The 12,984-nt window shown below is 55.0% G+C and carries 13 protein-coding genes; 6 read left to right on the forward strand and 7 right to left on the reverse strand.

From position 1 onward, the window contains the following. Positions 1 to 8 precede the first annotated feature (8 nt). Together SFC07_RS07165 and SFC07_RS07170 are read right to left on the reverse strand one after the other, a co-directional pair. Positions 9 to 770: a uracil-DNA glycosylase gene (locus SFC07_RS07165; RefSeq protein WP_411207545.1), complete on the reverse strand. Its 762-nt coding sequence runs from the start codon at positions 768 to 770 to the stop codon at positions 9 to 11. Positions 771 to 773: 3 nt separating this feature from the next. Continuing rightward, on the reverse strand, positions 774 to 1,733 hold the full coding sequence (locus tag SFC07_RS07170) for a thiamine-phosphate kinase (RefSeq protein WP_411207668.1): 960 nt from the start codon (positions 1,731 to 1,733) through the stop codon (positions 774 to 776). Positions 1,734 to 1,965: 232 nt separating this feature from the next. Here SFC07_RS07170 and SFC07_RS07175 point away from each other — a divergent pair, with 232 nt between their 5' ends. Continuing rightward, on the forward strand, positions 1,966 to 2,952 hold the full coding sequence (locus SFC07_RS07175) for a DUF3515 domain-containing protein (RefSeq protein ID WP_411207546.1): 987 nt from the start codon (positions 1,966 to 1,968) through the stop codon (positions 2,950 to 2,952). A 91-nt stretch (positions 2,953 to 3,043) separates the two neighbouring features. Here the strand turns inward: SFC07_RS07175 and SFC07_RS07180 are convergent, their stop codons facing one another. After that, positions 3,044 to 4,129 carry a D-alanine--D-alanine ligase family protein gene (locus SFC07_RS07180; RefSeq protein ID WP_411207547.1) on the reverse strand — a complete coding sequence of 362 codons (1,086 nt, stop codon included), beginning with the start codon at positions 4,127 to 4,129 and terminating at the stop codon, positions 3,044 to 3,046. A gap of 24 nt (positions 4,130 to 4,153) precedes the next feature. Then, positions 4,154 to 5,152: an NAD(P)H-dependent glycerol-3-phosphate dehydrogenase gene (locus SFC07_RS07185; protein WP_411207548.1), complete on the reverse strand. Its 999-nt coding sequence runs from the start codon at positions 5,150 to 5,152 to the stop codon at positions 4,154 to 4,156. 240 nt (positions 5,153 to 5,392) lie between these two features. Between SFC07_RS07185 and SFC07_RS07190 the strand changes: the two genes are divergently transcribed. Next, positions 5,393 to 6,403 carry an NUDIX hydrolase gene (locus SFC07_RS07190; protein WP_411207549.1) on the forward strand — a complete coding sequence of 337 codons (1,011 nt, stop codon included), beginning with the start codon at positions 5,393 to 5,395 and terminating at the stop codon, positions 6,401 to 6,403. 100 nt (positions 6,404 to 6,503) lie between these two features. On the opposite strand, the gene leuD is transcribed toward SFC07_RS07190, so the two are convergent. Continuing rightward, positions 6,504 to 7,097 (reverse strand): 3-isopropylmalate dehydratase small subunit, encoded by a 594-nt coding sequence (gene leuD, locus SFC07_RS07195; RefSeq protein ID WP_411207550.1) that lies wholly within the window; start codon positions 7,095 to 7,097, stop codon positions 6,504 to 6,506. A 21-nt stretch (positions 7,098 to 7,118) separates the two neighbouring features. Continuing rightward, on the reverse strand, positions 7,119 to 8,564 hold the full coding sequence (gene leuC, locus SFC07_RS07200; RefSeq protein WP_411207551.1) for a 3-isopropylmalate dehydratase large subunit: 1,446 nt from the start codon (positions 8,562 to 8,564) through the stop codon (positions 7,119 to 7,121). A gap of 186 nt (positions 8,565 to 8,750) precedes the next feature. Here leuC and SFC07_RS07205 point away from each other — a divergent pair, with 186 nt between their 5' ends. Beyond that, entirely contained in the window at positions 8,751 to 9,458 is a 708-nt protein-coding gene (locus SFC07_RS07205) for an IclR family transcriptional regulator (protein WP_411207552.1), read from the forward strand. Here SFC07_RS07205 and SFC07_RS07210 read toward each other — a convergent pair. Then, positions 9,420 to 10,007: an HD domain-containing protein gene (locus tag SFC07_RS07210; protein WP_411207553.1), complete on the reverse strand. Its 588-nt coding sequence runs from the start codon at positions 10,005 to 10,007 to the stop codon at positions 9,420 to 9,422. The genes SFC07_RS07205 and SFC07_RS07210 overlap by 39 nt on opposite strands. A 59-nt stretch (positions 10,008 to 10,066) precedes the next feature. On the opposite strand from SFC07_RS07210, the gene SFC07_RS07215 reads away from it, so the two are divergent. The 3 genes from SFC07_RS07215 to SFC07_RS07225 all read left to right on the forward strand — a co-directional run bounded on the left by SFC07_RS07215 (position 10,067) and on the right by SFC07_RS07225 (position 12,954). Further along, positions 10,067 to 10,594 (forward strand): hypothetical protein, encoded by a 528-nt coding sequence (locus tag SFC07_RS07215; RefSeq protein ID WP_411207554.1) that lies wholly within the window; start codon positions 10,067 to 10,069, stop codon positions 10,592 to 10,594. 46 nt (positions 10,595 to 10,640) lie between these two features. Further along, positions 10,641 to 11,420 (forward strand): sulfite exporter TauE/SafE family protein, encoded by a 780-nt coding sequence (locus SFC07_RS07220; protein ID WP_411207555.1) that lies wholly within the window; start codon positions 10,641 to 10,643, stop codon positions 11,418 to 11,420. Between the two features lie 118 nt (positions 11,421 to 11,538). Further along, positions 11,539 to 12,954, forward strand: a complete 1,416-nt coding sequence (locus SFC07_RS07225) for a rhodanese-like domain-containing protein (RefSeq protein ID WP_411207556.1) — start codon at positions 11,539 to 11,541, stop codon at positions 12,952 to 12,954. Positions 12,955 to 12,984 lie beyond the last annotated feature (30 nt).

Below are 12,984 nucleotides of genomic sequence, written 5' to 3' on the forward strand. Positions count from 1 at the left end.
GATTTACTTTACAGTTGCCAGTTAATGGGGGTGGCACCGAGGTTCTTTAGAATCTCATTGGCTTGGCTAAAGGGCTTGGAGCCAAAGAATCCGCGGGATGCTGATAGCGGTGATGGATGTACGGAACAGATACATGGGGTTTCGCCGAGGAATTTTTGCACCTCTTGGGCTTGTTTACCCCAGAGTATTGCCACCAGTGGTTGTGCACGTTCACCAAGTGCAGTAATTGCTGCTTCAGTAATTGCTTCCCAGCCTTTACCCTTGTGGCTACCTGCAGCACCGGGCGTTACTGTGAGCACGCGGTTAAACAGCGCCACCCCTTGGGCACTCCAGGGGGTGAGATCCCCGGAGGTCGGCAGCGCCACCGGGAGCTCCGGCAAAGACTTAGACAAGGACACTCCCAAGTCCAGCGCCCCCTGCCCTGGCTGACTGGAACCTCCAGCAGCGCCCACACCGATATCACTAGCCAACTCTTTAAAAATATTGTTAAGGCTGCGGGGCAAAGGCCGCACATCAGCGTGAACAGAAAAGCTTAAGCCCATGGCGTGGCCGGGGGTGGGATACGGGTCTTGGCCCATAATGAGTACTTTGACCTCATTAAAGGGGTAGCTAAAGGCCCTAAATACATCACCCTCAGCGGGCAAAAATCCGCGCCCGGCTTCCACCTCTGCAGCTAAAAACTGGCCCATTTCTGCGATATGGTCTGCTACCGGCGCTAGTGCTGGCTTCCAGCTGGGGTGGATGGGAAGTTCATCAAAGTTTTGCCACATGGCCTAAAAGCTCCTCCAGCCGGTGGAATAGGCAGGTGTCTTTTTATCTACGGTTACCAGATCATCGGGACGGGTTTTGGTCACACGGCCGATGGTACGAAATCCCGAGGGGGCCTCGCCAAAGGTGGTGGAAAGGAGGGTGTGGTCTTCCCCACCGCTTAAGATCCATTCCCAAGGATCGCAACCCAACAGTTCACCGGCGTGGCTAAGGAGTTCATCGGGGGCGATTTCGGCGGAATCCACGTCAATGCGCACGCCGGACTTTTTAGCCATGTGGGAGAGATCCACGATCAGCCCATCGGAATTATCAGTCATGGCGGTGGCGCCCGCAGCACGCGCCACCATCCCCCGGCCGGGGCTGAGTCGCGGGGCGCAGTGGGCGTCGATAAGCGCTTTGAGGTCATTGGGGACCCCGGCGCGCCCAAATCGCTCAAGTAACGCCAGGCCGGCGGCGGAATAGCCTATGTGCCCGTGGGCGACGAGGCTTTGGCCGGGGCGAGCGCGACCGAGGGTGAGTTCGGGCAGCGAGCCGCCGAGTGCGCCGATGGCGGTGACGGAAAGTACGAGGGAGTCACCAGAGGTGACATCGCCACCAACAAGTTCGGCGGAGTACTCCCCTAGGCGTTTGCCGATGCCGGTGGCCAGGCCTTTGATAAAGGCAACTGGGGTGTGGGAGGGCGCGGAGATCGCCAGGAGCGCTGCTACTGGGCGTGCACCCATGGCTTCAATATCGGCGAAGTTTTGCAGGATGGCCTTCTCGCCGATTTCCTCAGGTGTGGACCAGTCCAGGCGGAAGTGGCGGCCAGAAACCAGCATGTCGGTTGCTACCACCGCGCGGGAGTTGGGGGATGCGTGCCTTAGCACCGCGGCGTCGTCGCCGTTGAGGGAGGAACTGGCCTGTTCGGTAATGACCCTGATGACCTCAAATTCGCCGAGTTCACCTACGGTGGGTCCATCCTGCATGGTGGCGGGAAATATGGGGGCAGGCACAGGTGGTTCGCTCCTTGGTTGCTAACGGTGGGTTAAGGCGGGTTAAAGGCGTTTTGAGGGCCAAGATCAGCGCGGGGTGGCCATAAGCACTACTCAGCGCAGTAAAGCGCCATACTCAGTACAGCCTTCAGTACAGAGTGAAAACCCCGCGCGGTTGCTGATCAGTTTTACTCAGTCTATCGCCTGCCGGGTAGGGTGTGCTGATATGAGTGCCGTGAATAACGCAGGTGGTTCTACTGCCGGGGCGATGAAAAAGACGCCCATCATTATTGCTTTAGTGCTGTCCATCGTATTGGTTGTGGGCGTTTTGATCGCAGCCCGCGCGCTTTTGGGGCCAACTGGTCAGCGTCAGGTATCCATGAGTGCCTTGCCCGCGCCAGAGGCAGAATCCGCAGCGTGTAGCACTTTGGTTGAGAATTTGCCGGATAAGGCATTTGGCCATACCCGCGCGGTTATTGCCGAGCCACAGCCAGCAGGCGTGGCAGCGTGGTCATCCTCCGAGATCGAGCAGGTTACCGTGCGTTGTGGCGTGGATATGCCCTTCCAGTACACCGAGCTTGCCACCACCGTTGAGGCCGAAGGCACCACTTGGCTGCCCGTTGCTGATATGACCCCGGGGTCCACCCTGCAGACCTGGTATTCCGTGGACCGCTTCCCCGTTGTTGCCATCACCGCCGATGACTTGAGCACGAACAATGCCGAAAACCCAGTTGCGCCTTTTGCCGAGGCCGTCGCACAGCTCGAGGAGCGCGCCGGGTCACCCTACCCCGCTCCTCTGCGCGATTTGCCCGCCGGAATCCAGACGGATTCCTGCCAGGCCTTGATCGACGCCCTGCCACAGACCTTGGAGGTCGGGGGCGAGGATGGTGCCACTTATACGCTTATCGACGAAACCCGCATGGCTTCGGTCGGATATGGTGCTGACACGATCGCCTGGGATGCACCAGGCCTTGAGCCCATTGTGATCCGCTGTGGTGTTGCCCCTTCTGCCAACTACGCAGCTGGCGCCATGTTGCAACAGATCAACACAATTCCATGGTTTGAGGACACCATCCTTGCTTCCGGAACCACCGCCTCTACTTGGTATGCGCTGGGCCGTGAAACCGATATTGCCGTTTCCCTGCCCCAGGCGGCTGCAAACCTCTTGATCACCATTTCAGGAATTATTGAAAGCACTGTGCCTGCTAGCTAGTTTTCTCAGGCATAAGAAAAAGCCGCGGTTCCCTTTCCGGGAGCTGCGGCCTTTTATGTTTGTGCTGAGGTTCGTACTTAGTTGCTGGTGCTTAGTTGCTAGTGCGGTGCAGGGCTTGCTGCACCAGCACGTCCAACAAATCCTCATAAGCAACACCGGATGCTGCGAAGATCTGTGGGTACATGGAAATTGGGGTGAAACCAGGCATGGTGTTGATCTCATTGAGCACTGGACCTGATGCAGTAACAAAGAAGTCCACGCGGGCAAGGCCTTCACAGTTAAGAGCCTGGAAGGATTCAATAGCTAGGGACTGAATCAGCTCAGTGGTCTTTTGGTCCAGGGGAGCTGGAATCTCTGCAGTAACCACATTGTCCAAGTACTTGGTATCAAAGTCATAGAAGCCGCCTTCACCATCTTCAGTACCGAGCAACATGGCTGGAACCGAGGCGATAATGCGACCATCTGGGTATTGCAGCACACCGCACTCTACTTCGCGGCCGACAATCTCAGATTCCACAATGACCTTCTCATCGTGGTTGCGTGCCAGTTCCACTGCAGCTGGGAAATCTTCCCAGGTGGTGACCTTAGAAATACCGATGGAGGAACCACCGCGGGCAGGCTTTACAAACACTGGCAGGCCAAGAAGGTTCTTCTCTGCTTCGCTGAGTTCACTGCGCTTACGCAGAATAACTTCCTTGCCAATGGGCAGGCCTTCAGCTGCCATGAGCTTCTTGGTGAATTCCTTATCCATACCAGCAGCAGAAGCCAAGATTCCAGGACCCACGACAGGAATATCAGAAAGTGCAAAAAGGCCTTGGACAGTGCCATCTTCACCAAACCGGCCATGCAGCACCGGGAAGATGACATCTGCGGTGGCATAAAGGCTGCCATCGAGGTAGTGGAATTCACCACGGTGCGCTGGATCTAGGCTAGGTCGGATTTCCTCGCGGTGTTCCACCTCTGGCATGCGACGATCACGGAGTTTAAGGTTTTCCGGATTGCTTTCACCTACCACCCAGGCGCCATCGACGGTGATGCCAACTGGGATCACCTCATACTTCTGAGGATCAAGGTGTCCCATGACAGCGCCGGCTGACACACAGGAAACTGAGTGCTCAGAACTGCGGCCACCATAGACAACTGCGACACGGACTTTTCCAGAATTTGAGATGCTCACAGCATTGAAGCTTACAACCTGAAGTTACTCAGCCTTCTTAGACCTGCCCATGAGTGCCACAATCATGTCACTAACTTTCATTTCCTTATGGCACACGCCGTACACAGCAGTGGTAATTGGCATTTCTACGCCGAGGCTGGTGGCCAGATCAAAAATAGACTGTGAGGAAATAACTCCCTCTGCCACCTGGCCATTTGTAGCTTCACGTGCTTGCTCCAGGCTTTCTCCCCTGCCCAGGCGCTCACCAAAACTACGATTTCGAGACAGTGGTGAAGAACACGTGGCCACCAGGTCACCCATACCAGCCAGGCCGGAGAAAGTTTTAGCATCCGCACCAAGGGCACTGCCCAAACGCGCAATTTCAGCCAAACCACGAGTAATCACCGAGGCATTGGTATTTTCACCCAGGCCAAAACCATGGGAAATTCCGCAAGCCAAGGCGATCACGTTTTTACATGCGCCTCCGAGCTCAGTACCCACCACATCTGTATTGGTATAGGGGCGGAAATAGGGCGCAGCTACCGCAGCTTGCACCAGCTTGGCGCGGTTTTCATCAGGGCAGGCAATAACCGTGGCAGCAGGTTGTCCCTGTGCAATTTCCAAGGCCAGGTTGGGGCCAGACAATACTGCAATGCGCTCTGGATCTGCGTCTGCAACCTCAGCAATAACCTGGCTCATGCGCAGGTGGGTATCTTTTTCAATACCTTTAGCCAGGGACACAATGGTGGCGTCCTGAGAAATAAGGTCTTTCCACTGCGCCAAATTTGCACGCAGGGACTGCGAAGGCACGGCGAGCACCACAATATCTGCACCATCAAGGGCCTCAGCGGCATTGGAGGTGGCAATAATTGCCTCTGGCAAAGCGATTCCCGGCAGGTAGTCGGGGTTTTCATGGGTGTGTTGGATAGCGTTGGCGAGTTCTTCGCGCCGGACCCACAAGGTGACCACATTTCCAGCGTCTGCGAAAACCTTAGCCAAGGTGGTTCCCCAGGAACCTGCTCCCATCACGCTTACGGAAACCACTAACCACAACCTTTCGCCTACCAACATGAACTGCTTAAGGTTAGCCCATCGACGCGAACAGATGCATTTAAACACACAAGAAACCTCGTACACGCCGGGGCTCCGTTATGCATTGGAGCTAACACTGGTGAACAATAGAGGTATATGTTTCTCATTCACTCTGTGCGCGGTTTTCGCCCCAGCCCTCTGGCAAATCGACGAGTTTTGTGCACCTTAACGCGAAAGGTGAATTAACACCCAATGGCAAATAAGAACAACAAGCCCCATGAGGTGGACAAAGATCAGGATTCTGCCATGCTGATCAATGGCCGTCTGCAAAAGATTTCCGCCCGCCCCACCGAGGAGTTCACCAAGCCTACCCTGGCTGCTGGTGCTGTTTTGTGGCGCGGTGATATTAACGATCCAGACAATATTGAAGTAGCAGTGATCCACCGCCCCAGCTACGATGATTGGTCTTTAGCAAAGGGCAAGGTTGATCCAGGCGAGTCCATTCCCACCACTGCTGCCCGCGAAATCCTCGAGGAAACCGGCTATGACGTGCGCTTGGGCAAGCTCATTGGCAAAGTCACCTACCCTGTTCTAGACCGCATCAAGGTGGTTTATTACTGGACTGCACAGGTTTTGGGTGGAGAATTCACTCCCAATGATGAAGTAGATGAAATCCGTTGGTGCAGCATCGATGAGGCCTGCGAATTGCTAAGCTACCAGGTTGATACTGAGGTACTTGCTAAGGCTGGAAAGCGCTTCCGTACCCCAACCACCACCCGCGTGCTTTATGTCCGCCATGCCAGCGCACATGCTCGTCGAACGTGGGGTGGCGATGACAATAAGCGCCCACTCGATAAGAAAGGACGCCGTCAGGCAGAATTGCTGGTTCCAATGCTGCTGCCTTATAAGCCCACGGCAATTTATTCAGCAGTTCCAGATCGCTGCCAGGCAACCGCCCTGCCTTTGGCAGATGAACTGGGCCTCGATGTCTCCGTGAACCGTCTTTTTGGTGACGATGCCTGGGCTCAGGATCCTGAAGCCTGCAAGAAGCGTTTTGAAGATGTGGTCGCTCAAGGAGGTGTCCCTGTCATCGTGGGCCAGGGCGAGATTATCCCTCAGATGATTTCCTGGATTGTTTCCAATGGCACCTTGCCCATCAATGAAGAAATCAAGGCCAAGAAGGGCAGCGTATGGGTGTTGAGCTTCCATGATGGACAGCTCACCGGCGCTGATTACCTAGCTAGCCCGCTGCCAGTCAAGTAGCGCTTAGCCAAGCAAAAGCCCGCGTTCTCCCCTCCCTTGCACAAGGAGTCGAGAACGCGGGCTTTTGTGTTGCTAGAAACGCTGCTAAAACTAGCCAGGTTTAGACGTTGGTCTTTGGCTTAAAGGCAGGACGCTTTGCCTCATAAGCCTCGATCTCATCAACCTTGCGCAGGGTCAGTCCGACATCGTCAAGGCCTTCCATGAGACGCCAGCGGATATAAGGGTCAACCTCAAAGCTGACAATTACATCGCCTGCGGTGACCTGCTGGTTTTCCAAGTCAACGGTGAGCTCCAGGCCGGGGTTTTCTTCCATGAGCTTCCACAGCAGCTCAATATCGGATTGCTCCATGATGCCGGTGAGCAGACCTGCCTTGCCGGAGTTGCCGCGGAAAATATCGGCAAATCGGGAGGAGAATACGGCGCGGAAGCCGTAGTCCATCAATGCCCACACAGCGTGCTCGCGGGAGGAACCGGTACCAAAATCAGGTCCAGCTACCAGGACGGAGCCGTTCTTGTAGGTGTCGGTATTGAGCACAAAGTTGGGATCGCTTTTGCGCCAGTTGGAAAAGAGGCCATCTTCAAAGCCGGTGCGGGTTACGCGCTTGAGGTACACAGCTGGGATGATCTGGTCGGTGTCCACATTGGAACGCTGCAGAGGAACGCCAACGCCAGTGTGCTTAGTGAATTTCTCCATGGTTTTTAGGCTCCTTCTAGCTTAAAGATCTGCAGGTGAGGACAGGGTGCCACGGATTGCCGTGGCAGCGGCGACAGCTGGGGAGACCAGGTGGGTGCGTCCTCCAGGGCCTTGGCGGCCTTCGAAGTTACGGTTGGAGGTTGAGGCAGAGCGCTCCCCTGGCTTGAGCTGATCTGGGTTCATGCCCAGGCACATGGAGCAACCAGCGGTGCGCCATTCAGCGCCAGCGTCGGTGAAGATCTTGTCCAGGCCGAGGGCTTCTGCTTCTTGCTTGACCCAGGTGGAAGATGGAACAACCATCATGCGCAGATCATCTGCAATTTTGCGGCCCTTGAGGATATCGGCAGCAATTTGCAGATCCTCAATGCGAGCATTGGTGCAAGATCCGAGGAAGACAGTGTCAATCTTGATGTCGCGCAGCGGGGTGCCTGGAACCAGGTCCATGTACTCCAGTGCCTTTTCAGCAGCTGCCTTGTCATTGTCGTTGGTGAAGTCGTCTGGGTTTGGCACGGATTCGCTCAGTGGCAGACCCTGGCCTGGGTTGGTGCCCCAGGTAATAAAAGGAGTCAGTGCGGAGCCGTCGATTTCCACAACCTTGTCAAAGGTAGCGCCCTCGTCGGTAGGCAGAGTCTTCCAATAAGCCACTGCTTCATCCCAATCAGCGCCGGTTGGAGCCATTTCGCGGCCCTTAACGTACTCAAAGGTGGTCTCATCGGGAGCGATCATGCCGGCACGGGCGCCAGCTTCAATGGACATATTGCAGATGGTCATGCGGGCATCCATGGACAGCTTGCGGATTGCTTCACCGCGGTATTCGAGCACGTAGCCTTGGCCGCCGCCGGTGCCGATCTTGGCAATGATGGCCAAAATCAGATCCTTGGAGGAGACACCTGGCTGCAGCTCGCCGGAGACCTCAATAGCCATGGTCTTAAAAGGCTTCAGTGGCAGGGTCTGGGTAGCCATAACGTGCTCTACCTCGGAGGTACCAATACCAAAGGCCATGGCACCAAAAGCACCGTGGGTGGAGGTATGGGAGTCACCACAGACGATGGTCATACCTGGCTGAGTAGCGCCGAGCTGTGGGCCAACGGTGTGCACAATACCCTGGCGGACATCGCCCATGGGGTGCAGGCGGACGCCAAATTCCTTGCAGTTATCACGCAGGGTGGAAACCTGCAGGCGGGAGATTTGATCGTTAATCTCCAGCAAAGAACCGGTCTTAATGCCCTCGGTAGGAACATTGTGATCCTCGGTTGCCAGGTGCAGTTCTGGGTGGCGCAGCTTGCGGCCAGACATGCGCAGACCATCAAAAGCCTGCGGGGAGGTCACCTCATGCAGCAGCTGGAGATCGATATAAAGGAGGTCGGGTTCGCCGTTTTCTCCCTTGGACACGACATGGTCGCGCCATACCTTTTCTGCCAGAGTCAGCTTCTTCGCTGGGGTGTTGCTCTCCACGGGGCTGGTCATGGAACTCACCGTCCTTTAAACTAAATCCCACTATGTGAGATTAAAATATCGTTTCATGGGACAGTATAGCTTTTAAAAGGATTAATTGTCACCTCCCGCCAAAAATCTCCCAAAATCTTTTTTGGCTCCACCCAGACACTGAATCCCGCCACCACGTCCCACGGAGTGAAATGCTAAATTCAAGGTATGGGACAGCAAGAAATTATCGAGGACTCTACCGAGAGCGGTATTAAAGTTTTAGACCGCACTGTATTAATCCTTAATGTCATCGCGGAACAGCCCCGATCATTGGCGGAGCTCGCAGCGGCCACCGATTTGCCGCGCGCCACCGCCCACCGCCTCGCCTCAGCGCTCGAGGTTCATGGCATGTTGGCACGCTCCCGCGATAATCGGTGGACCATCGGTGCGCGCCTAGCATCATTGGGTGCCCGCGGCGCCGATACCCTTATCGATACCGCCGTTCCAATTATGGCAGACCTAATGGAGCGCACCGGCGAATCCGTACAGCTCTATCGCCTTACCGGCACCACCCGCACCTGCGTGGCCAGCCAAGAGCCCACCTCGGGCCTTAAGAACGTGGTCCCCGTGGGCACCCGCATGCCACTTAATGCAGGTTCGGCGGCCCGGGTTTTTGCCGCCTACCTGCCCATTCCCTCAGCATCGGAGTTCTCCCGCGAGGAACTAGATCAGGTGCGCGCCACGGGACTTGCGGAATCAGTCGGCGAGCGCGAGCTCGGCCTGGCCAGCCTCTCCTCCCCCGTTTTTGACGCCAACGGTTCCATGATCGCAGCACTGTCCATCTCGGGCGTGGCCGAGCGCCTCAAGCCCCACCCCGCCGCCATGTGGGGCACCGAGCTAATCGACGCCGCCGAGCGCCTGGGTGCTCTGCTTTAAGAGCTTTTCGACGCATTCCCCCAGTTGTTTATTCAACTGGTTGGGACCAAGCCTTTCGCAGGAAATGCGGTGCACTTCGCTATACCACCACAGTTGTTGCTGCTTGCCGGAGTTAAAGCGCTGCCATAGGTCCTCACCAAGGACTGCATAGTCATCGGAGATTGAGTAAATATTATGCAGTTTATCGGCTGTGGAAATCAGCACAGCCTCTAAGCTGGCACCCTCGCTGAGGTGTAGGAGGTAAGCGTCGGCACGCGCTTTCCAGGTTTTTAAAGGCTTTTTGGTGAGCTCCTCCACCAGTGCGCGCACGCGCGGGCCAAAATCCGCCTCAAGTTGGGCGGCGCTATATTCTTCGGGCACGTCTTCGAGGGTGTCGTGGAGTAGGCCTGCGATGAGGATATCTTCATCATCAGTGACAGTGCTGAGCAGGTACATCACGGAATAAAGATGGCTGAAATAGGGAATTCCGCTGCCTTTGCGTACGTGGTTGCGATGCGCCCAGGCGGCGGTATTTATAGCTTTTCTCAAACGTGGGGAAAGGGTATTCACGCAGGCAACTTTCGACTAAACTCTTAAATATACGAACCATGTATATAAAGGAGGTTGGGATGTTAAAACTCCAGTCTAGGGCGTTAATCCTGGCAGCTGGCATGCTTGCAGTTTTAAGTGGCTGTGGCCAAACAGACGATTCTGCCGAGACGCCTGTGACGGTAACCGTTACTGAGAGCCCTAAAAGCTCCGACCAACCCACCCCAGCACCTGCCACCACCACAGTGACCAGCACCATTTCTGTGGAGGTGCCCGTCACGGGATACATGGTCCCACGCGATGCCCCGGTTGGCGACAACGTAGATCTAGAGGTTTCGCGAGCCACAGTGTGCATTAATGGCGATGGATTTGGCACCAATGTTTGGGCAGCCGGACCACATACCAGCTGTGAGCTCGTATCCAGCACCTACGAAGTTCTAACAGCAAATTTCAATGCCACCGAGGATGATCTTCGAGATTTCCTGCCTATGTCAATATGGGTTTATAGCCCTGTTACGCAGGTAACCTATGACATGAGCTGCAGAAATGAATCAGCAGAGGTGTCAGTATGCCGTGGCGCTAATAATGCTGAGGTCTACTTTTACTAAGACCTAATCTTGGTTTAAACATACCCCCCAGGGTATCGTCTGATTTATGATTTTAGCCCTTTTAGGCGGTCTGATAATCGGACTTCTCCTTGGCATGCTCGGCGGTGGCGGCGCTATCCTCGCCATCCCCCTGCTCATTTATGGATTTTCTTTTAGCGCCACCCAAGCCACAGCAGCCTCCCTCACCATCGTAGGAATAGGTGCACTCATAGGATTAAGCACCCAATATGCTGCGGGAAATGTACGCCTCAGAGCAGGAATCAGCTTTGGACTACTCGGCATTGTCGGCTCATTTGCGGGCAATAAATTATCCAGCAACCTCAATGAGGCCCTATTACTTAGCAGCTTTGCCGTCTTAGTCTTGGTGGTGGCAATCACCATGATTCTAAAAGTTAAGAATGTCAAAACCCCTGCCCAAGAAGGTAATTCCCACCAACCAAAAGCGGTGTCCGTGCTTTTAACAGCAACTGGGGTGGGCTTTTTAACCGGATTTTTTGGCGTGGGTGGAGGCTTTGCCATAGTTCCGGCCCTGATTTTTGCAATGGGATTTTCCATGCGTACAGCGGCCGGAACTTCACTGGTGGTTATCGCCATCAATAGTGCCGTTGCACTGGCGTTTAAATACTCCGATCTAGCCACAGTGGACTGGGCAATTGCCACCCCCATCATTGGAGCCACCATTGTTGGCGCTTTTAGCGGAGTACTACTGGCCAAGAAGATCAAAGCAACCTCTCTCCAGCTCGGTTTTGCAGGCTTCCTAATCTTCATTTCCCTCTATATGGCAATCCAAAACTTCCCTACCCTTCTCCAAAACCCCTGGCCATAAGGCCTTTTTTAAAACTCTTTTACATACCCCCTGGGGTATATTGACAGAGTGGCTAAGGTGTTTTAAGCTCTACACATACCCCCAAGGGTATACATTCAACTTTGACCTAAGGTTTCACATGCTTTTTGAACGTGTCTACGAAGAAGGCCTCGCCCAGGCCAGCTATTTCATTGGCTGCCAGCGCGAAGGCAAAGCAATTGTGGTTGATGCTCGCCGTGATATTCAGACCTATGTGGATCTGGCAGCAAAAAACAACATGGACATCATCGCCGTAACCGAAACCCATATCCATGCCGATTACCTCTCCGGTACTCGCGAACTTGCCGCTGCCACCGGTGCTGAGATCTTTCTCTCCGGTGAAGGCGGACCAGATTGGCAATATGGATTTGCTGGCACCACCTTGATGCATGATTCCACCATTAAATTGGGAAATATCACCATCACGGCCAAGCACACCCCTGGCCATACACCTGAGCACCTGTCTTTTTTGATCAGCGATGGCGCTGTATCCAGGGACCCAGGCTTTATGCTCAGCGGTGACTTTGTCTTCGTAGGCGACGTGGGACGTCCGGATTTGCTCGATGAAGCAGCAGGTGGCATTGATACCCGCTTCGCGGGAGCAAAGCAGCTCTTCCAAAGCCTCAAAGAGCAGTTCCTTACCCTCCCCGACCACATCCAGGTTTATCCCGGACATGGCGCAGGCAGCCCGTGTGGAAAATCCCTCGGCGCTATCCCCAGCACCACTGTGGGATATGAAAAAGCCACTGCATGGTGGGCGCCTTATCTGCAAAACAATGATGAGGAAGGCTTTGTTGCAGAACTTCTTGCAGGTCAGCCTGATGCCCACGCTTATTTTGCGCGCATGAAAAAGCAGAATAAGCAAGGACCAGCAGTGCTGGGAGCTTTAAGCCCTGTGGAGGAGTTAAGTGCGGAACAGGTCGTCGACAAGCTTGGTTTGAAGGCAGCTGTTTTTGTGGACACCCGCGAGCAAAATGAGGTGCACCGCGCAACTGTGGTTGGTGCCTTGAACATTCCGCGCGGAGCCAAGGCCTCAAATTTTGCGGCTTGGGTTATCGATCCGGAAAAGGACAACACAGACCTCATCGTATTGGCACCTAATGCCGCTGCAGCCGAGGAGTTCCGTGCCGCCTTGATGCGAACCGGCATTGATAGTGTGCGCTACTTCACCACCAGCATTGACGGCTTGCCTACCTTTGCTCCCGCGCTCATCTCCCCTGCTGAGCTGACCTCCACCAGCTATGACGCATTGGTTGATATCCGCGGAAAGTCAGAGTTTGCAGCAGGTACCATCCCCGGCGCGCAACAGCTTTCCGGAGGTTCGGCAATGTGGCGCCTAGATGAGCTACCCACCAGTGGAACCCTAGTGACTTTCTGCCAGTCCGGAGCACGAAACACCGTGGTAGCAAACGCTTTGCGACGCGCCGGGTTTGAGGTTATTGAACTCGAGGGCAGTTATGCCGCGTGGGAAAGTTTCTCCCGCCAATCCCCAAAACTTGCAGTCACCGGGCGCTAGTCCTCAGGCTGTATTTAATTAAACAATCCC

The organism is Corynebacterium callunae, from assembly GCF_046592015.1.
Taxonomy (GTDB): Bacteria; Actinomycetota; Actinomycetes; order Mycobacteriales; family Mycobacteriaceae; genus Corynebacterium; species Corynebacterium callunae_A.